Source organism: Geobacter sp. AOG2 (genome assembly GCF_019972295.1).
GTDB lineage: Bacteria > Desulfobacterota > Desulfuromonadia > Geobacterales > Pseudopelobacteraceae > Oryzomonas.
The window spans coordinates 2211474-2230866 of sequence record NZ_BLJA01000001.1 but is presented as its reverse complement, the minus strand read 5'-3'; the positions used below and the strand labels follow the sequence as shown (position 1 = coordinate 2230866).

The following is a 19393-nucleotide window of genomic DNA, read 5'->3' as shown; positions in this document are numbered from 1 at the left end:
TGTTTACATCATTGCATTGCCTTTAGGCCACATTTGTTATTATCCGGGAGGGTATGCCATGTTTTCAAATGATGTTGTCATTCAATTTCTCATTCTGGGTGGTGTGGCTATTTCCTTCATTGTGGCGGTGGCTTGGGCTACCAAATCAGTCATCGTTCATGAGGTCAATAAACGGCACGAGTTATTCAAACAACAGCTTCAACAGGAGGTCAGCCACACCCTCGACCAGTTCAGGAACGCCTTGGCCGAGGAGAAGTTGATCTTCGGCGCCATGCAGGACGGCAGGTCGGACTCATTGGTTCAACTGTATGGCATCATGATAGATATGGCCAAAAACGGCAGGATGCTTTCCAAACCGGGGCAGAGTAATCTGGCTGCCATCGTCTCCCTTGCCCAGGATTTTCTGGCTGCCATTCGGGAGTTTTTTGATGTCTATCAAAAAAATGGCATCTATTTCAGCGATGAGTTTTGCTCTGCCATGAATTCCTTCATGAGCGAACACGAAGGTACCGTCGCCGACCTTACCGCCACGGTCGGCGCGACAACCGGCGCGTGTCAGGATGAGCAAAAGAAGATTACGGATATCCAAAGGTCCTGGAGTACGTTTGAAATGCGTATTCCTGTGATGATTGCCGAAATGAAGAGGGAGTTTCGTCGGTTGGTGGGTGGTACGAGCACATGGTTTTAGGAAGTGGTACTCTGAAACGAGCCGTTTTCGTGGATAGGGACGGCACCATCAATGTGGAGAAGGATTACCTCTACCGGGCCGAGGATTTCGAGTTCATTCCAAGAGTGCCGGAGGCGCTCAGGCTGTTGAACGAAGCAGGCCTCCTCGTGGTGGTCGTTACGAACCAGTCAGGTGTCGCCCGGGGCTATTACACCGAGGAAGATGTTGACATCCTGCATCGCCACATCGCTGCTGAGCTCGCCAAAAGCGGCGCGTGGGTGGACGCATGGTATTATTGCCCCCACCATCCTTCTGGACGCGGCAGCTATTCACTCCCCTGTAGTTGTCGCAAACCCTTGCCGGGTATGCTTATGGAAGCGGCCCGCCACCACAATATAGATCTTGCGGCGTCGGTCATGATTGGCGACAAACTGGTCGACATGGAAGCCGGAATTGCGGCGGGGTGCCGCACGATTCTGGTGCGGACCGGCTATGGTACAGATGAAGAGGTACGCATCCGGCCGGGAAGCGTGGTTTGTGACGACCTGCTGGCCGCTGTTCTCACCCTGATCCACCAAAATGATGGGGTTTGACAGTTTATCGCTCAGTGTGTAATATCTACAATTCAGGTAAATTCACTGATAAAAGGATACCCCCTCATGACCCTCGGCATCACCAAAGGTATCATTCTGGCCGGCGGGGCCGGTAGTCGTCTGTTTCCGCTGACCTTGGTGGCCAGCAAACAACTTCAGCCGGTCTACGACAAACCCATGATCTATTATCCCCTGGCGACCCTGATGACGGCCGGTATCAGGGATATCCTGCTGATTTCCACACCCCACGACCTTCCCCGTTTCGAAAAGCTCCTAGGAGATGGCTCCCGTTGGGGCATCTCCCTCACCTATAAGGTCCAACCCGAGCCCAAGGGGATCGCTCAAGCATTTCTGGTGGGAGAGGAATTCATCGACGACAAGCCAGTCTGTCTGATCCTAGGTGACAACATCTTTTACGGCAAGATGAACCTGGATCGTATCTTTGCCGACTTTCAGGGAGGGGCGCGTATCTTTGGTTATCAAGTCAATGACCCCGAGCGCTACGGTGTTGTTGATTTCGATGCTACAGGCAAGGTGCTTAGTATCGAGGAAAAGCCGAAACAGCCCAAATCTCACTACGCGGTCCCCGGTCTCTATCTGTATGATAGCCACGTGGTTGATACCGCCAAGTCCATTGCACCTTCGCCGCGTGGCGAACTCGAGATCACCGATGTCAATACAGCTTATCTGCGGCGCGGCGAGTTGACGGTGGAGCGGTTGGGGCGAGGGATCGCCTGGCTGGACACCGGAACCCATAAGAGCCTTCTGGAGGCCAGTATCTTCATTGAAACCATAGAGTCGCGCCAAGGTCTGAAGATCGCCTGCTTGGAAGAGATTGCCTTGCGGCGGGGTTTTATCGATTGTGTCCACATGAAGCAGGTTATTGACGACACCCCCAATTCGACCTACCGTGATTATCTTATGCGGGTATACGCCGAAAACGAGCTCTGCGGCGGAAATTAAAAATCTGCCAGGTATGGAAACGGGAGGCGGTGGGCGGCGACCTGCCGCCATGTTTTCCACGAGTCGACAGTTATGGATTTCTTTAAAAAATACATGCTTTTCATTCTGGCAGCCGTCGGGATACTTGCGGCCCTGATCTTCTATTCGCTCAACATCCCTCATAAACGAGATGCCAATATTATCGAGCGCGGGATCTTAACCGTCTTTGCCCCGATCATGAAGCCGTTTTCCCGGTTGAGCGCTTTTGGCGAAGACGTCTGGAACAATTATCTCGACCTAGTAGACGTACGCCGGGAGAATCTGCATCTTCGGGAAGAGGTCAAGGTGCTCAACAGTCGGGTCGTTGCGGCGGAAGAGGCTAATCTGGCAAACAAGCGTCTGAGCCTGCTTCTGGGAGTGAAAAATTCGATTAAGGAACCGACCCTTACCGCCACCGTGATCGGTGAGGACTTGAGTCCGTGGTTCGGGACACTGGTCATTGATCGTGGAAGCTCAAGCGGTATCACCGAAGGTATGGCTGTGGTGGCAGCTGACGGGGTGGTTGGGCAGGTGGTCAAAGTTGCACCCGCCAGTTGCCGGGTACTGCTTTTGACCGATCATTCCAGCGGCATTGCTGCCACTATCCAACGGTCCCGGGCCAGGGGGGTGGTCAAGGGTAAGGGTGATGGGTTATGCCAACTTGAATTCACCACCCGTGAAGAAGACGTCAAGGTGGGGGACATGGTTGTTTCATCGGGCATCGGCGGCGTTTTCATGAAAGGGCTGCCAATCGGCGAGGTAACAATGGTCAAACGCGGTGAATACGGCATTTTCCAGACCGTGACCATCCGTCCGGCCGTGAATATCTCGCATCTTGAGGATGTACTGGTGGTACTGAGGAACGGCAATGACTAAGCTGGGTGCAGCGGTGATCGTCATCGTATCGGCTGTGGTGCTTCAGTCTGCGGTTCTGCCGGTTCATATCGCTTCGCCTTTTAAGGCCGATCTGTTGTTGATTTTTGTGGTCTACTTGGCACTACGTGGCTCATTCAAGGCCGGAGCGCCCTTGTCCTGGTTGTTGGGGCTTGTCAAGGACGTGTTCAGCGGGCTCTATCTTGGGCTTAACGCCTTTACTTTCCTCCTTATTTTTATGGTTATCAAAAATATCTCCGATCGGCTTTACACCGAGAGCGCCCCTCTTTTCGTCATAACCGTCTGCGTTGCCACCTTGAGTTGTGTCTCGCTGAATCTTCTTTTGCTGCTCATGTTTACCGCATCCCCCGGCATTGCCTACTCAATGGGCGCTGGGTTGGTGCCCCATCTTCTCGTTAATGCCTTCGCCGCGTCGCTCGTCCCCCTTATCCCCGGTTTCAACCGTCTACTGGAAACGCCATGAAAGAACAACGTTTCGTCCGCGAGATCACGGAGTCCAAGAGACGGATTCTGATCCTCTCATTTGTGGTGATGGGGATATTTTTCCTGCTGGTGCTGCGCCTGTGGCACTTGCAGATCTTGAATGCCGACGATTACCGCAACATGTCGGAAAACAACCGCCTGCGTTTCGTGCCGGTGGCCGCATCCCGCGGGGCCATCATGGACCGCAACGGGACGCTGCTGGTAAGCAACCAGCCTTCCTTCAGCCTGGCGGTTGTACCTCAGGAAATTACCGACAAGGAAGACCTGCTCGACCGCCTTGCAAAGCTGCTCGGCCTGGGTCGTGCCGAAATGAATGAGCGCTGGGAAAAGGGGAAGGGACGGGCTAAATATTACCCGATCATTCTGGCGTCGAACATAAGTCGCGACCAAGTGGAAATCGTGGAGGAAAACCATCTGCGCCTTCCCGGGGTAGAGATCGAAATGAAGCCGGTACGTGAGTATGCAAATGGTACTCTGGCGGCTCATTTGCTGGGCTATATCGGTGAAATATCCGAGGATGAACTGAGCACAACGGGATTCGAAGAGTACAACCCGGGCGATTATCTCGGCAAAAACGGTATCGAACGAAGTTGGGAAAAAGAACTGCACGGCAATGACGGCGGCCGGCAGTTGGAAGTGGATGCGCGTGGCCGGGTCTTGCGGACCGTCTCTGAGTCATACCCCACAGTCGGCAACAGTGTGGTGCTGACCATCGACGCGAACCTCCAGAAACAGGCAGAGCAGGCCTTTGGAGATCAGGCTGGCGCTGCGGTCGCTATGGATGTGAACACCGGTGAGGTGTTGGCCTTTGTCAGCAACCCTGGGTTCGACCCTGCGCTTTTCAGCGGAAAGATGCCGGCGGATATCTGGAAGCAATACTTGGAGGATAAACGGCATCCCTTGGAAAATAAGGCGTTGACCGGTCAGTATCCCCCAGGTTCGACCTTCAAGATCATTACCGCACTGGCAGGCTTGGAAGAAGGTAAGATAGACGAGAATACCACCGTAAACTGTAGTGGCTCTTATAAATTGGGGAGTTCGACCTTCAACTGCTGGAACAGGCATGGCCACGGCATCACTAATCTGAGGAAGGCATTGCGCGAGTCATGCGACGTCTTTTTTTATCAGTTGGGCGAGCGTTTGGGAGTAGACAGCATCGCTGCCATGGCAAAAAGGTTCATGCTCGGCGCGCCCATGGGCATTGGTCTGGCACACGAGAAGGGGGGGCTGATCCCCTCCGCTGAATGGAAATTGAAGCGCTTCGCAAAGCGTTGGTTTCACGGTGAGACCCTGCCGGTCGCCATTGGCCAAGGCTACGTGTTGATGACGCCGATTCAATTGGCCTCTATGATAGCCACAGTCGCCAACGAGGGGACGGTACACCGCCCCTATCTGGTGAAGCGCATCGTCGATGCCGACGGTAAACCGCTCAAGGAGTTCAAGCCGGAATTGCTGGGCATAACCGGCGTCTCAGCGGATAAATACAAGCTGGTCAAACAAGGGTTATTCGCCGTGGTGAACGAGCCGGGCGGGACCGGTGCCGCGGCGCGGCTTCCAGATGTTCATGTTGCGGGTAAATCCGGCACTTCCCAGGTGGTCAAACTGCGCGACAGCAAGCAGGCAACCCCCTACCAATATCGTGACCACGCTTTGTTTGTGGCTTTTGCCCCCTATGAAAAACCTGAGATCGCCGTGGCAGTTGTTGTGGAGCATGGTGAACATGGCGGCTCGGCGGCCGGTCCGATTGCCGGACGCATTCTGAAGGCTTGGTTTGACGGTAAAAAACCAGCTAAAAAAGAACCGGTACGCCTGAAGAACAACGAAGAAGGCACGGGCGAAGAGCCATCGGTCCCTCCCGCCGAAAAACAGACCGAAAATGGGGATGATAAAGATGATTGACCGCCGCCTGCTGACAAACATCGACTGGATGTTGATCGGGTTTGTGGTCGTGATCTGCCTGCTGGGCATCATGAATATCTACAGCGCAACCACACCTTACAAGATCGTCGGCGCCCCCTATTATCTCAAGCAGCTCAACTGGGTGCTGTTCGGGATGATGGTAGTCATGGCGGTGTGTAGTGTCGACTATCACCTCATGGAAGATTTTTCCTACTGGCTATACGGTTTTCTGATCGTCCTACTCGTAGCGGTCCTAGTGGTTGGACGCCGCTCCATGGGCGCGACACGGTGGCTGAGTCTCGGCTTTTTCAATATTCAGCCGTCGGAGTTGATGAAAATCATCATCATTGCCACGTTTGCCAAATATTTTGCGGGCGTGCAGTCGGTAAATGGATTGAGCATCAGGGAGGTTCTCTTCCCGCTCGGCATTCTTGCGGTGCCGACAATTCTGATCATGAAGCAGCCCGATCTGGGAACCGCCGTTCTGGTTATCCTGATCGCTTTTTCCATGTCGGTCTATGTGGGGCTTCGGTGGTCAACGGTGGTAACCTTTGGCCTGGTCACGATCCCCGCTATCTGGCTGGGATGGGCGAAATTGCTGCGACCCTACCAAAAAAACCGCATCCTCGATTTTCTCAACCCGGAACGTTCACGCCTGGGAAGCGGCTACCACATCATCCAGAGTAAGATTGCCGTCGGCTCCGGCGGCGTCTTCGGCAAAGGATTCGTCAAGGGCACCCAATCACAGCTGCGTTTTTTACCTGAACAACATACGGACTTTGCCTTTTCGGTATTTGCCGAAGAGTGGGGGTTTGTCGGTTGCCTGGTGTTGATTGTCCTGTATCTTCTTCTGGTGTTGTGGGGGCTGAATATTGCCCGACGCTGCAATGACCGGTTTGGCAGCCTGTTGGCAGTTGGGGTGACTGCCATGCTTTTCTGGCACATCGTCATAAACATGGGCATGGTGATCGGCTTGTTTCCGGTGGTGGGAGTGCCGTTGCCGTTTTTTTCCTATGGCGGCACGTCCATGATCACATCCATGGTGGGGATCGGGATTCTGCAGAGCATCAGCATGCGACGGTTCATGTTCTGAGTTGGGAGCGCGCGGTGTGCTAACTCAGCAACCTTTTTCGCGCTTTGCCCAGCCTGTCTTTGACATCGGCGCTGCTTGCACAGGCAAGAATCTGGCGGGCCAGGGTGCGGCACTCCGTGATGTTATGGGAGCGGATTGCCTGCTTGACCGCCGGGATGCTGGGGGCCGAGAGGCTGAACTCCCGTATACCCATGCCGATCATGAGCAGAGCATTGATCGGTTCGGCCGCCATTTCACCGCATACGGATGCCTCTTTGCCAGCCTTTGCCGCTGCATCGGCCACCTGTTTGATGGAGTAGAGTACCGCTGGGTGGTAAGGGTCGTAATACTGTTTAATTCGGGGATTGTTCCGGTCGGCCGCTAAGGTGTATTGGATGAGGTCGTTGGTGCCGATGCTGACGTAATCAACCTCCTTGAGCAAGTGATCAATGATCAGGACAGCGGCTGGTACTTCGATCATGATCCCCAACGGGATGTTCGTGGGCAGTTCGTGTCCCTCCTGCTTCAACTCTTCCCGCACGGAAGTGAGGATCTTCTTCACTTGCCGGATTTCGTCCACAGAAGAGATCAGCGGAAACATGATTGTTGGGAAGCCTGCGGTTGCGGAGAGTAGTATCCCGGCCAACTGCTCCCGGAATATGTCTTGCCTTTCAAGCGAGACCCGGATGGAGCGCCATCCCAGAAAGGGGTTATCCTCATGGGGGTAGCTGAAGTAGGGCAACCCCTTGTCGCCGCCGATATCTAGTGTGCGGATGTTGACTTTTTGTCCGGAGAAGGCTTCAAGTATCTTGCGATAAACAGCGGCCTGTTGATGGCGGTCGGGAAAAGTAGTGCGCGTCATGTAGGGGAACTCGGTGCGGTAGAGTCCGACTCCTTGGGCCCCGTGCGCATTGGCGACCCGGACGTCGGAGATCAGGCCGATATTGGCATTCAGGGTAATGATGACATTATCGCGGGTCACCGCCGGTAACTCCCGCAGTCCTTCAAGTTCCTTCTGACGACCGGCCCGGTCTCGCTCCAGCCGCTCATACTCTTTCTTTATGACGCCGTCCGGGTTAATATAGACATGCCCAGATGTGCCGTCCACGATGATCTCATCCTTAACGTTGGCGGCCTCCGTAAGTCCGGCGACCCCAAAGACAGATGGGATACCCATCGATTTAGCCATGATAGCTGCATGTGAGTATATGTTACCGTTTTCGGTCACAATGCCGAGGATCTTTTCGTGATCCAGCATGGCAAGGTCTGAAGGGAATATCTCTTCCGCGATCAGGACCCGTTTTTCCTTCAGCGTCACTGTTGTTTTGTCATTCCCCTCCAGAACGTCGATCAGGCGTCGCCCAATGTCTTCCATGTCTGCCGAACGTTCGCGCAGGTAGGGATCTTCCATGGCCGAGAAGGCCTGAACGTAATGATGGACTACATCATGTACGGCACGGGTTGCGCCTGTGCCCTGATCGATGAGATCGCCGACTTTAGTGGAGAATCCCCTGTCCTCAAGGATCATCAGGTGGGTGTGAAAGATGGCGGCATCGTCTTCAGAGAGGGTCTCGCTGACCCGTTTTTCCATGTAGATGGTTTCGATCTTCACTTTTTCCAAGGCTAGGCTGAAGTTACGTTTTTCATCAGACTTTGTGCCGACCTTGGCTACTTTAATAACTTTGTCGCTGAAACGGTCGAGAATATAGACCTTGCCGCGGCAGAATCCAGCCGACACCGCGCTGCCGGAAAGCATGCGCGGCACGAAAGACGGCTTCTTGTCGCCCTTTTTCATTTCAGGTACGCTGATAGTGTCGCCATTTTTTATCTTGGCCAGTTCCTGCTCGAACCAGGCGCGCTCCTGCTCGGTGCGCTGGATAGAATCGAGCAGGCCGGCATTGTGGACGATACTGCTGATCTGGAAGGTGATGGTGCGCAGGGTGCTGATCTCGTCTTCGCTGAAGTTTCGCGCCTCGCGGGTCTGGATGACAATGACGCCGATGGGGGTTTTGCGCTCGAACAGCGGAAGACCAAGAAATGAGAGGAATTTTTCCTCTTTGGACTCCTTGAAATACTTGTAACGGGGATGGGCCGGGGCGTTGTCGGTCATGACCATGCCCCGGCTTTCGAACGTCAGACCGGTGAGTCCTTCGTGAACCTTCATGGAAACGCGGTTGACCGATGCCTTGGAGAGACCTTTGCTGGCCTTCAGGACCAAGGTTTCGCCATCCTTTTCCAGAAGATAGATTGAGCAGACATCCGTCCCCATGCGTCTGGCCACGATAGTAACGATATTCTCCAGGGTTTCATGCAGGTCATGTGAGTGAAGAATGATGGCACTGATGTCTTCAAGTGTGCGCAGGCCGTTTGAGTGATGGCTCTCTTTCATATCCAGCTCCATTGCAAAATAATTGTAAAAGTATATGGTATTTTACCGGTGAAGTAAAAGTCTTTAGTAGCCTTGTTAGCAAAAACCGGACCGTTAAACAAATGCCGGATTGTGGCTTATTTCAGGATAGTGCACCACTATTTTGTGGAAACTGTCGTAACAGTTCTGTTATCTTGCCTGCATCTTCACCGACATCCATCAGGAGGATAGCGATGCCCGATAAACTTCTTCATGAACTTTTGCGTAAAGGTATTGATCTTCTTGAGTCAGGAGACGCTCCGGGGGCGGTTACCGTTCTGGATGAGTACCGGAAGACACACCCGGACGATCCTGACGGTTGGTTTTGCCTCGGGGACGCCCAGGCTGAGAACGGTTGCCTGGACGATGCCATCGCCAACTATCGTGAAGGTCTGAAATGTGCGCCTGATGACCCCGACGCGCTGACGACGCTGGGTGATCTCTACTTTGAGGCGGCCCGGCATCGGGAGGCCATTGCCAGCTATCAGCGTGTTTTGGAACTGGACCCGAAGGATGCCGACGCTTTGGTCAGCATCGGTTTGGTCTACAATAGTCTGGAGCGGGGCGATGATGCCGTTCGTGCCTTTCATCAGGCCCTTGAACTGGAGCCGGATAATGTCTTTGCCTGGAATGCCTTGGGCGACGCCCTCTACGGGCAAGAGGACGCAGAGGGCGCCGTGGAGGCTTACCGGAAGGGGATCGAGATCGACCCGGAAGATCCATCCGCCCACTTTAATTTGGGCGAGTTGTATTACGATATGGAAGAGTTGGAAGAAGCTGAGGAAGAATGCCGCGAGGCGGTACGGTTGGACCCCTGCTTCAGCATGGCTTATCTAACCTTGGGTGGGATCTGCATGGATCAGGACCGGACCAAGGATGCCGTGCGCTACTTTGAGCAGTATCTTGCCTGCGAAAAATCTTCTCAGGCAAAGGATATGATCGCCGAGGTGAGAGCGGTGGTCGAAGGCTTGAAGGAGGAATTAAAGGAGTGAGAGACCGCCCATGGTTGGGACGGGAATAAAAAAGCCGGCGTAAAGCCGGTTTTTTTATTCCTGGAATGCGGAAAGGTCGCGCTATTTCCGTACGAAGTCCTTTTTGCCGAACGAATACTCGAAATGCATGTGGTCCGTATAGGTACCGTTCAGAATGGCCACCACATCCTCGGTGAAGACCAATTCCTCGTCGGTGGGAATTACAAAGACTTTGACCGGTGAATCGTCAGTGGTGATCAGGGATTCCCGTTTGCGGGTCATGGCATTTTTGTTCCGTTCCCTGTCCAACTTGATGCCGAGATGCTCCAGATTTTCGATGGCCTTTTCACGGATCGGCGCACCCATCTCACCGACGCCGGCGGTGAATATCACTGCATCCAACCTCCCCACAACCGACATGAAGGCGCCGATATACTTCTTTAAACGGTATCCCTCTATTTCCAGGGAGAGTTGACAGCGAAGGTCTCCGGCCTGGGCGTGTTCGATCACGTCACGACGATCGGTAAACCGCCCGGTTATACCCATTACACCGCTTTTTTTGTTGAGAATGCTGTCGATCTCCTTGGCGGACAGGTTTTCCTTTTGCATCATGAAGGCGGGGATCGCCGGGTCGATGTCGCCGCAACGCGTACCCATGACGGCGCCTTCCAGTGGGGTAAGCCCCATGGTTGTATCCACGGAAACCCCATTCTTGATGGCGCAATGGGAAACACCATTGCCGATATGCATGGTAATGATATTGCACTCCTTTGGGGGTTTCCCCAAAAGGACGGCCGCACGTTTGGATACGTACAGGTGCGAGGTACCGTGAAAGCCGTATCGACGGACTTGGTACTTCTCATACCATTCGTAGGGAAGTGGATAGATGTAGGCGTGCTCCGGCATGGTCTGATGAAATGCGGTGTCGAAAATGGCCACGTGGGGGATCGTCGGCATGAGCGTCTGGGCCGCCTCTATCCCCTCAATGTTGGGTGGATTGTGGAGCGGGGCCAGATGCTGAACCTCCTTGACGGCGTCGAGGACCTTGTCGTCGATCATTACCGAGCACGTGAACTTCTCGCCGCCATGCACCACGCGATGGCCAACCGCGGAGATTTCGGCCACGCTTTTCAGTACGCCGTGGACGGGATCGGTGACGGTCTTGATGACAAGGTCAATGGCAGCTTGGTGGTTGGGGCAGTCCTGCTCATGATGGTGGGTTTCGCGACCGGGTACTTCGTGAATTATGAACGAATCGCCGATGATGACCCGCTCCACCATGCCTTTAGCCACAATCTCCTTGCGTTCCCAGTCGAAGAGTTGATACTTGACCGAAGAACTTCCGCAGTTGAGCGCCATTATAATCATGGTATCCTCCCTCGAATAAACAGAGATTTATTTATAATATCAATAAAAAGTAAATACTCAGACTAAAATAACCTGCTAAAATAAAACTGTTTTTGATATATACCGTAGTGCTGTTTTGAATTCAACACATTTTGTAAAAATCCACGATGAGACGGTAACGTAATCTTGACTGGACAATGGGTTAACGACATGGTATATGAAAAAATGTTTTCCGAGAGGAAGGCTAATCTTACAAGGAGGTGAAACCGTGGCCCATACCATTACCGACGATTGCACCAATTGCGGCGCATGTGAGGATTCCTGCCCGGTGAACGCCATCAGCGAGCAGGGTTCCAAGCGTGTAATCGACGCCGATACCTGCATTGACTGTGGCGCTTGCGTGGATACCTGTCCCGTGAATGCCATCCATGCCTAATCCGCATTGATGCAAGGTCGCTGAAAAAGCCCGTGGCAACACGGGCTTTTTTTTTATGGTATACAAGGTCGGCTTCCTGCTTTTGGAGCTTATCTCCTGATGAGCCAGAGGATGAGGGATAGGATGGCTGAAATCAGGATGCAGGTGGCGAGGGGAAAATAAAAGCTGAAATGTTCCCGTTTGATGAAGATATCTCCAGGAAGTCTCCCCAGCCACGGCAAACGCGGGGAAATGGACAGTAGAAGACCCGCCGTCACCAGGATAAGTCCCATGATGACCAGAGGGCGTCCCATCCCGTTCACGGCTTTTTCTCCCGGGGGGCATACCTATCCTTTTCGCTGTAGATGCAGCCGCAGTATTGTTGACGGTAAAGCCCCGCCTCTTTCGAAAGCCTGATCCCTTCCTGCCAGCCGCTACGGAAATCTTCATACAGGAAGGCCACGCCAAACTCCTGGCCTGCTTGCTCTCCAAGTAGCCTGATCTCCTCGTGTCGTTGGTAACGGCTGTAGAGTAACGATGTGGTAAATGCTTCAAAAGCGTGCTCGGCAGCGGCAGACGCGGCGGCCTTCAGGCGCGAGGCATAGCAGTAGCCGCACCGCTTGGCAGGGTCTGCTGCGACGTTGACCAGAAAGCCCTCCAAATCATAGTCGTCCCGCACCATGAGAGCCAGTGCCTCGTTTTCGGCCATCTGTTGCGCAGCTTCCAACCGGCGGGCATACTCCTGATACGGGTGGATGTTGTGGTTGAAGAAAAAGCCGGTGACGCTATGGCCGACGGCCCGCAGTCTGTGTAAAGGATAGAGGGCACACGGCCCGCAACAGGTGTGGAGGAGAACATTCATGATGGCAAGGTTTCCTGATGTCGCGTAGTGTTGATGAAGGTTATTGTAACCCCAACAGCCCGGCGGTTCAAAGAAAAATCAGAGCGTAGACTCCAGATCACCGACACAGTGAAAAGCGCGGGACGTCATCATGGTTGCTATTTTTCCCATTTTTAGGTATGTACTGCTTCGCTTGATAGAAATGGTCGGAACGATTATTTAAATGTACTAATAAGTGGGGTTTGAAATGATTATTGAAAAAGCCAAGTGGGTGTTGCGGACAGAAGCCGAAGGCCTGCTGGCTATGGCGGAGAGAATCGGCAGCGACTTTGAGGATGCGGTGGATCTGATATTGTCCAGCAAGGGGCGCGTAGTGGTCAGTGGCATGGGCAAGTCCGGATTGGTCGGCCAAAAGATCGCGTCCACCATGGCATCAACCGGTACACCGGCTTTTTTTCTCCATCCCGCCGAGGGAATCCATGGCGATCTGGGGATGATTATGACCGGAGATGTAGTCATCGCCATATCCAACAGCGGGGAAACCGAAGAGGTACTACGTATTCTGCCGGTTATCAAGAGGCTTGGCGCCCGTTTGATCTCCATGAGCGGCAATTCGGCTTCCGCCCTGGCGCGCAGCAGCGACGTTTTTCTGGACGTATCGGTGAAAGAAGAGGCCTGCCCGCTTGGGCTTGCCCCCACGGCATCCACCACCGCCACTTTGGCCATGGGAGACGCTCTGGCTGTAGCCCTTCTGGTTAAGCGGGGCTTTCGCGCCGAGGATTTCGCCATCTTTCATCCTGGCGGTTCGTTGGGCAAGAAGCTGCTTTTGCAGGTCGAGGATATCATGCACGGGGGGGAGGCGATACCGCTTGTTTCCGAGAATGTGCTGATGAAGGATGCCTTGTTCGTCATCACGGCCAAAGGGCTGGGGGTAACCGGTGTAACCGCGGAAGGGGGGGCATTGCGAGGGGTGATTACCGACGGCGATTTGCGCCGGGCTCTGGAAAAAGGCTACGATATCCTCGGCAAACGGGCTGCTGAAATCATGAAGCTGAACCCCAAGCGCATCATGCGCCACGAACTGGCCGCAGCCGCATTGCAGATCATGGAGCGTTGTTCAATCACCTCGTTGTTTGTCTTTGACGACGAGCAGACCAGTGTCCCCTGCGGCATCATACATCTGCACGACATCCTCAAGGCGGGTATTGCATAATATGGACGAACGGCTCAAAACGATCCAACTGCTGCTCCTTGATGTGGACGGCGTCATGACGGATGGTGGCATCATCTACGATGGCAACGGTCTCGAAACCAAGGTTTTCAACGTCAAGGACGGCCATGGCATCAAAATGCTGCAACGCGCCGGTATTGAGGTGGGTATCATCACCGGACGTTCCTCCGCCGTGGTAACGGTTCGCGCCCAGGAGTTAGGGATTGAACTGGTCTACCAGGGCTCTCTGAGAAAACTGGAAAGCTACGAAGATGTCAAGCTGAGGACCGGTCTTGCCGACAGTCAGATCGCATATATGGGGGATGACATCATTGATGTGCCGGTCATGCGGCGCGTTGGATTTGCGGCTGCTCCGCAGGATGCGCTTTCCGAAGCAAAGAAAGCTGCTCATTACATTGCGTTCTGTAACGGCGGGCGAGGGGCGGTGCGCGAGGTGTGTGATCTGATCCTCAAGGGGCGCGGCGTATGGGGCGAAGTAACGGCGCGTTATGAATTGTGCTGATTATTCAATCTTTGTGCCAAAAATCAGGTTTGACGCACCTTTTGCTGGACAGCCCTGCCAGCCGATGCTATAGTATACGCCGATATGGTATCGCCCGGAAACATCAGGTTTGTATTGGCTGTTCTTGTCACGTCGGCGATTATCGGCATTGTGGCCGCCATCACCCTGAAAGGCTCACGCCAGGCGGCCCCACCGGAGCCGATCTCACGGCAACTTCCCCAGAACATCGACATGGCCATACATGACGCATGCTTTTATGAGGTACGCGAGGGTACGGCTGTGTGGAAGCTGGTAGCCAAGAAGGCCGAGTACGACAAGAACGGTGAGATGGCGTATCTGTCCGATATCCGTATGGAGTTTTCCAAGACGCCTGCTGCCGGCTCCATTACGGTGACGGCGGCAAAAGGGGCCTATTCCAGCAGGAAACAGAATGTTGCCCTACGTGGCAAGGTGCATGTCGTAACGACTACCGGCATCAGTTTCGATACCGAGGCCATCGATTATGTGGCGTCGCGTTCCCAGTTCAGAACGTCGGACGAGGTGATGTTCCGGCAGCAGCGCCTGACGCTGACCGCACGAGGAATGGAATTTGACGTTAAGAGTCAGAAAGCTCGATTCCACAAGGATATTGATGCCCGCGTGGCAGGTTCGAAGAGTCGATAAAATGAAGGTAATGAAAAAAAAATTATTGTTGGTTATAATTACTTTCGCTAGCCTGGCGCTCCCGTTGTCCGTGGCTTTCGCCGCCGCCCACAAGGATCGTTCGAGCCTGCCCATTGCCATCAAATCCAATGAACTGGCCGCCGACAACAAAGGTAAGACCGCTATCTTTACCGGAAAGGTAGTTGCAAAACAGGGGGATATCACCATTTATGCCGATCGCCTCACCATCAATTACGGCGACAAGAAGAACGACGTCGAAAAGATCGAGGCAGACGGCAATGTACGCATAGTGCAGGAGAACCGCATCGGAACCGCCGCGCACGCGGTCTACGAAAGCAAGCAGGGGCGCATTACCCTGACCGGCAATCCAAAGATCACGCAGGGAACCGACTCCATGTCAGGCAATACCATAACGTATTTCATCGATGATGACCGCAGCGAGGTTTCCAGTGGAGCCGGTCGCCCGGTTGAGGTGCTCATTCATCCGTCGGTAAAAAAAGGCAATGCCGGCACACGCTGATCCTCTCCGACTCTGGACCCGAGGCCTGCTCAAGAATTACGGCGGGCGGCAGGTGGTGAAGGGGGTTGACCTCTCCATCCAGGCGGGCAGGGTGGTTGGGTTGTTGGGGCCGAACGGCGCCGGCAAGACCACTACATTCTATATGGTGGTCGGGCTTGCCCGGCCCGACGGTGGGCAGGTCTTTCTGGGTGACGACGACATCACCGCGCTACCCATGTACCAACGGGCCAGGAGGGGCATCAGCTATCTTCCCCAGGAGGCGTCGGTCTTCCGGAAGCTCTCCGTGGCCGACAACTTTCTGGCGATATTGGAGACGGTCGAGCCGGACCGTGATAGTCGCAAGCGCCGCATGGAAGAACTTCTCGATGAATTCGGGATTACCCATATCGCCGGCGCCAAAGGGTATGCCCTCTCCGGTGGGGAACGCCGGCGGGTTGAGATCGCCAGGGCGTTGATCACGAATCCTGTTTTTATCCTGCTGGACGAACCCTTTGCCGGCATCGATCCCATTGCCGTGGCCGACATCCAGCAATTGATCGTATCTCTCAAGGAACGCAATATCGGCGTGCTTATCTCCGATCACAACGTGCGCGAAACCTTGGGGGTGTGTGATGAAGCCTATATCCTGAGCGGCGGCGAGGTGCTGGAATTCGGCTCTCCGGACGACATCGCATCCAGCCGCAGGGCCCGTGAGATCTACCTGGGGGACGATTTCCGCCTCTGACGGCAGGCCCATTCACCCGTCATTTCAGGTTACGTTTTGTTACGTTTTCTTGTTACGTTTCGTTACTCGCATATTACGTTTTGCTACGGTTTGTTACGTTTCGGTGTGAGCACGCCGATCATCATGTCCTGTTCGAGGTAGCAGCAGCATGGCAATGGAGATGCGCCAACAACTGAAGATGACCCAGCAACTGGTGATGACGCCCCAGTTGCAGCAGGCCATCAAGCTGCTCCAATTGACCCGCCTGGAGCTTCAGGATGTCGTGCGTCTGGAGTTGGAGGAAAATCCGCTCCTGGAAGAAAGCATCGAGGTTGAAGAGGCCCGCGACCCCGAGCCCCTGGAGATCGACGAGAAGGAAAGTATCCCGGAGCAGGGCGGCGACGACTTCCGCGAGGTGGAAACCGGCGAGGACACCCTGCGGGACTGGGACAGCTATCTGGACGGCTACAATTACAGCTCCGGCGAACAGTACAGCGGCGACGAGGAGCGGCCTTCCTTCGAGAGCATGCTGACCCGCAAGGGAACCCTGATCGACCATCTGCTGTGGCAGCTTCATATGGGGCCTTTTTCGGATGCCGAGGTCGTGATCGGCGAGGAGATCATCGGCAACATCGATGAGAACGGCTACCTGCGCGCCGCGGTGGAGGAGATCGCCCAGGCCTGCAACTGCGATGGCGAGCAGGTGGCGCCGGTCCTGGAGCGCATCAAGGAGTTCGACCCCACCGGTGTCGGCGCCCGCGACCTGCAGGAGTGCCTTCTGATCCAGGCCCGCTTTCTCGGGATGCAGGGAAGCGTGGTGGAACGGTTGCTGCTCAACCACCTGAACGATCTGGAAACCCGCAAGTATAAACAGATCGCCCGGGACCTGGGGGTCGATATCAACCAGGTTCTGATGGCGTCCAAGATCATTGCCGGCTTCGACCCGCGTCCCGGCAGGATTTACGGTTCCGAGGACGTGCAGTACATCTCGGCCGATATCTTCGTCTACAAGGTGGGCGAGGAATATGTGGTCATGCTGAACGACGAGGGGTTGCCCAATCTCCGGCTGAGCCCGTATTACACCGAGGTCAAGGGCAATGCCAACGTCGATTCCCGGGCCGAAGAGTATATCAACGAGAAAGTCCGCTCGGCCATGTGGCTGATCAAGAGCATCCAGCAGCGTCAACGCACCATCTACAAGGTCGCCAAGAGCATCATCAGGTTTCAGCGCGAGTTCCTCGACCGGGGCATCGAATGCCTGCGCCCTCTGGTGCTGCGGGATGTGGCGGACGACATCGGCATGCATGAATCCACGATCAGCCGGGTCACGACCAACAAGTACATGCAGACCCCCCAGGGGCTCTTCGAGTTGAAATATTTCTTCAACAGCGGGCTTTCCACCAGCGAGGGCGATTTCGTCGCTTCGGAAAGCGTCAAGAACCGCATCAAGGAGATTATAGACAAGGAGGACCCGCGCAAGCCGCTCTCGGATCAGAAGATCGCCGAGTTGCTTTCCGGGCAGACCGTCAATATCGCCCGGCGCACGGTCACCAAGTACCGGGAGATTTTGAGGATCGGTTCCTCGTCGGAACGCAAGCGGCATTTCTGAGCCTCGTTTATCCGGGGCTCTGGTCACACTACACGATATATTACACGAGGAGGTACGTATGCAGGTAACGACCACATTCAGGCACATGGAACAGAGCGATGCCCTCAAGTCCTATGCCGAGGAAAAGCTTGAGCGGGTGACAAAATATATCGACGAGCCGATCACCGCCCAGGTATTTTTCACGGTTGAAAAAAAGATCCGCCACATCGTGGAGATCGTCATAAATGCGAAGGGGGTCAGCACCAAGGCCTCCGAGGCAACCAACGACATGTACGCCGCCGTCGACGCCGTGATCGACAAGATGGAGCGTCAGCTCAAGCGCTACAAGGAAAAGATCAAGGACCACAAGCCCAATGGCGACGAGCGCGGGCGTCAGGTGACCAAGAAGGTGTTCCAGGCCGAGAGCATCGAGGGCGCCGGCGAACCGGTCGTCATCAAGGCCAAGACGGAGACGGCCAAGCCGATGTCGGTTGAGGAAGCGGTCATGCAGATGGACCTGCTTCACAAGGATTTCATTGTCTTCACCGACTCCAACAGCAGCGAGATCAGTGTCCTCTATCGTCGCAAAGACGGCAATTTCGGCCTGATCGAACCTCAGCAGGCGTAGGTGCCGGACCGGCTCGCCGGAGGTGCAATTGGACGGAATCAGCCTTTCCATACAGGAAATTCTGAACGACAGTGAGTACGGCCTGGGGCTGAAGCTGCTGGCCGGTCAGCGGGGGATGGGTAACCGGATAGCCAGCCCGCGTATCCAGAAACCGGGCCTTGCCCTGAGCGGTTACACCGAGCACCTGCATCCCGAACGGATTCAGGTGCTCGGCAACACCGAAATTTCCTATCTCAACCAGATCGACGACCGTCTGGCCGAGGAAAGCATCAAGACGCTGTGCGTGTTTCCGATCTCCTGTTTCATCATCACCAAGGGGCTGCTGCCGCCGCAGTGTCTGCTGGACATGGCGGAGAACGCCGACATCCCGGTTCTCGGCACCCCTCACCAGTCCTCGACCTTCATCTCGCTGATCACCAAATTCCTTGAGGAACGCCTGCTGCCCACCACCCACCTTCACGGCGTGCTGGTGGACGTGCTGGGGGTCGGTATCCTGCTGACCGGCAAAAGCGGCATCGGTAAAAGCGAGTGCGCCCTCGATCTGGTCATCCGCGGGCATCGTCTGGTGGCCGACGATATGGTCTTTATCAAGAAAAAGGTGCCGGCGGCGCTCGTCGGCCAGGCCGAAGAGGCCATCCAGCACCTGATGGAGATTCGCGGCCTGGGCATCATAAACGTCAAAGACCTCTACGGCGTCTCGTCCATCCGGGAAAAGAAGATCATCGACATGGTGCTGGAGCTGGTCGAATGGGACCCCGACCAGGAATACGACCGCCTCGGCCTCGATGACCGCCGGGAAACGATCCTGGGGGTCGAGATCCCCCATATCTGCATTCCGGTCAGGCCGGGACGCAACCTGGGATCGATCATCGAGGTCGCCGCACGCAACTTTCTGCTCAAAGGGATGGGGTATCATTCCGCGCGGGACTTTCAGGAACGGCTCATGTCGCGGATCGGGGCTCGCCCCCTGGGCAACGAGGTGGAGTAG

General features: G+C 54.9%; 21 protein-coding genes. 17 read left to right on the top strand and 4 right to left on the bottom strand.

Annotated features, from left to right (window positions below; translation table 11 throughout):
• Positions 1–58 precede the first annotated feature (58 nt).
• The 7 genes from LDN12_RS10060 to rodA all read left to right on the top strand — a co-directional run bounded on the left by LDN12_RS10060 (position 59) and on the right by rodA (position 6610).
• Positions 59–688 carry a hypothetical protein gene (locus tag LDN12_RS10060; protein WP_223922546.1) on the top strand — a complete coding sequence of 210 codons (630 nt, stop codon included), beginning with the start codon at positions 59–61 and terminating at the stop codon, positions 686–688.
• Positions 679–1260: a D-glycero-beta-D-manno-heptose 1,7-bisphosphate 7-phosphatase gene (gene gmhB / locus LDN12_RS10055; RefSeq protein ID WP_223922545.1), complete on the top strand. Its 582-nt coding sequence runs from the start codon at positions 679–681 to the stop codon at positions 1258–1260. The genes LDN12_RS10060 and gmhB overlap by 10 nt, the downstream gene beginning before the upstream one ends.
• A 66-nt stretch (positions 1261–1326) precedes the next feature.
• On the top strand, positions 1327–2223 hold the full coding sequence (gene rfbA / locus LDN12_RS10050) for a glucose-1-phosphate thymidylyltransferase RfbA (protein ID WP_223922544.1): 897 nt from the start codon (positions 1327–1329) through the stop codon (positions 2221–2223).
• A gap of 72 nt (positions 2224–2295) precedes the next feature.
• A complete protein-coding gene (mreC, locus tag LDN12_RS10045) occupies positions 2296–3117 on the top strand; it encodes a rod shape-determining protein MreC (RefSeq protein WP_223922543.1) in 822 nt (273 codons plus the stop codon).
• Positions 3110–3598, top strand: a complete 489-nt coding sequence (gene mreD, locus LDN12_RS10040; protein ID WP_223922542.1) for a rod shape-determining protein MreD — start codon at positions 3110–3112, stop codon at positions 3596–3598. The genes mreC and mreD overlap by 8 nt, the downstream gene beginning before the upstream one ends.
• Positions 3595–5517, top strand: coding sequence for a penicillin-binding protein 2 (mrdA, locus tag LDN12_RS10035; RefSeq protein ID WP_223922541.1), 1923 nt, complete (start codon positions 3595–3597; stop codon positions 5515–5517). Before mreD ends, mrdA begins: the two co-directional genes overlap by 4 nt.
• Positions 5510–6610 (top strand): rod shape-determining protein RodA, encoded by a 1101-nt coding sequence (gene rodA, locus LDN12_RS10030; protein ID WP_223922540.1) that lies wholly within the window; start codon positions 5510–5512, stop codon positions 6608–6610. The genes mrdA and rodA overlap by 8 nt, the downstream gene beginning before the upstream one ends.
• A 19-nt stretch (positions 6611–6629) precedes the next feature.
• On the opposite strand, the gene ptsP is transcribed toward rodA, so the two are convergent.
• Positions 6630–8978, bottom strand: a complete 2349-nt coding sequence (ptsP, locus tag LDN12_RS10025) for a phosphoenolpyruvate--protein phosphotransferase (RefSeq protein WP_223922539.1) — start codon at positions 8976–8978, stop codon at positions 6630–6632.
• A gap of 212 nt (positions 8979–9190) precedes the next feature.
• Here ptsP and LDN12_RS10020 point away from each other — a divergent pair, with 212 nt between their 5' ends.
• Positions 9191–9988, top strand: a complete 798-nt coding sequence (locus LDN12_RS10020; RefSeq protein WP_223922538.1) for a lipopolysaccharide assembly protein LapB — start codon at positions 9191–9193, stop codon at positions 9986–9988.
• Positions 9989–10069: 81 nt separating this feature from the next.
• Here LDN12_RS10020 and LDN12_RS10015 read toward each other — a convergent pair whose 3' ends face one another.
• On the bottom strand, positions 10070–11335 hold the full coding sequence (locus LDN12_RS10015; RefSeq protein WP_223922537.1) for an acetate kinase: 1266 nt from the start codon (positions 11333–11335) through the stop codon (positions 10070–10072).
• 247 nt (positions 11336–11582) lie between these two features.
• On the opposite strand from LDN12_RS10015, the gene LDN12_RS10010 reads away from it, so the two are divergent.
• Entirely contained in the window at positions 11583–11750 is a 168-nt protein-coding gene (locus LDN12_RS10010) for a DUF362 domain-containing protein (protein WP_223922536.1), read from the top strand.
• Between the two features lie 89 nt (positions 11751–11839).
• On the opposite strand, the gene LDN12_RS10005 is transcribed toward LDN12_RS10010, so the two are convergent.
• Together LDN12_RS10005 and LDN12_RS10000 are read right to left on the bottom strand one after the other, a co-directional pair.
• Positions 11840–12052, bottom strand: a complete 213-nt coding sequence (locus tag LDN12_RS10005; protein ID WP_223922535.1) for a DUF2905 domain-containing protein — start codon at positions 12050–12052, stop codon at positions 11840–11842.
• Positions 12049–12591, bottom strand: a complete 543-nt coding sequence (locus LDN12_RS10000; RefSeq protein ID WP_223922534.1) for an epoxyqueuosine reductase QueH — start codon at positions 12589–12591, stop codon at positions 12049–12051. Before LDN12_RS10000 ends, LDN12_RS10005 begins: the two co-directional genes overlap by 4 nt.
• Positions 12592–12817: 226 nt before the next feature.
• Here LDN12_RS10000 and LDN12_RS09995 point away from each other — a divergent pair, with 226 nt between their 5' ends.
• The 8 genes from LDN12_RS09995 (at position 12818) to hprK (ending at position 19393) form a co-directional block, all read left to right on the top strand.
• A complete protein-coding gene (locus tag LDN12_RS09995; protein WP_223922533.1) occupies positions 12818–13783 on the top strand; it encodes an SIS domain-containing protein in 966 nt (321 codons plus the stop codon).
• 1 nt (position 13784) lies between these two features.
• Positions 13785–14303 carry an HAD family hydrolase gene (locus tag LDN12_RS09990; RefSeq protein ID WP_223922532.1) on the top strand — a complete coding sequence of 173 codons (519 nt, stop codon included), beginning with the start codon at positions 13785–13787 and terminating at the stop codon, positions 14301–14303.
• A gap of 114 nt (positions 14304–14417) precedes the next feature.
• Entirely contained in the window at positions 14418–14966 is a 549-nt protein-coding gene (gene lptC, locus LDN12_RS09985) for an LPS export ABC transporter periplasmic protein LptC (RefSeq protein WP_223922531.1), read from the top strand.
• 1 nt (position 14967) lies between these two features.
• Positions 14968–15486, top strand: coding sequence for a lipopolysaccharide transport periplasmic protein LptA (lptA, locus tag LDN12_RS09980; RefSeq protein ID WP_223922530.1), 519 nt, complete (start codon positions 14968–14970; stop codon positions 15484–15486).
• Entirely contained in the window at positions 15470–16210 is a 741-nt protein-coding gene (gene lptB, locus LDN12_RS09975; protein ID WP_223922529.1) for an LPS export ABC transporter ATP-binding protein, read from the top strand. Before lptA ends, lptB begins: the two co-directional genes overlap by 17 nt.
• Before the next feature lie 148 nt (positions 16211–16358).
• On the top strand, positions 16359–17798 hold the full coding sequence (gene rpoN / locus LDN12_RS09970) for an RNA polymerase factor sigma-54 (RefSeq protein WP_223922528.1): 1440 nt from the start codon (positions 16359–16361) through the stop codon (positions 17796–17798).
• Positions 17799–17856: 58 nt separating this feature from the next.
• A complete protein-coding gene (hpf, locus tag LDN12_RS09965; protein WP_223922527.1) occupies positions 17857–18405 on the top strand; it encodes a ribosome hibernation-promoting factor, HPF/YfiA family in 549 nt (182 codons plus the stop codon).
• A gap of 28 nt (positions 18406–18433) precedes the next feature.
• Entirely contained in the window at positions 18434–19393 is a 960-nt protein-coding gene (gene hprK, locus LDN12_RS09960) for an HPr(Ser) kinase/phosphatase (RefSeq protein WP_223922526.1), read from the top strand.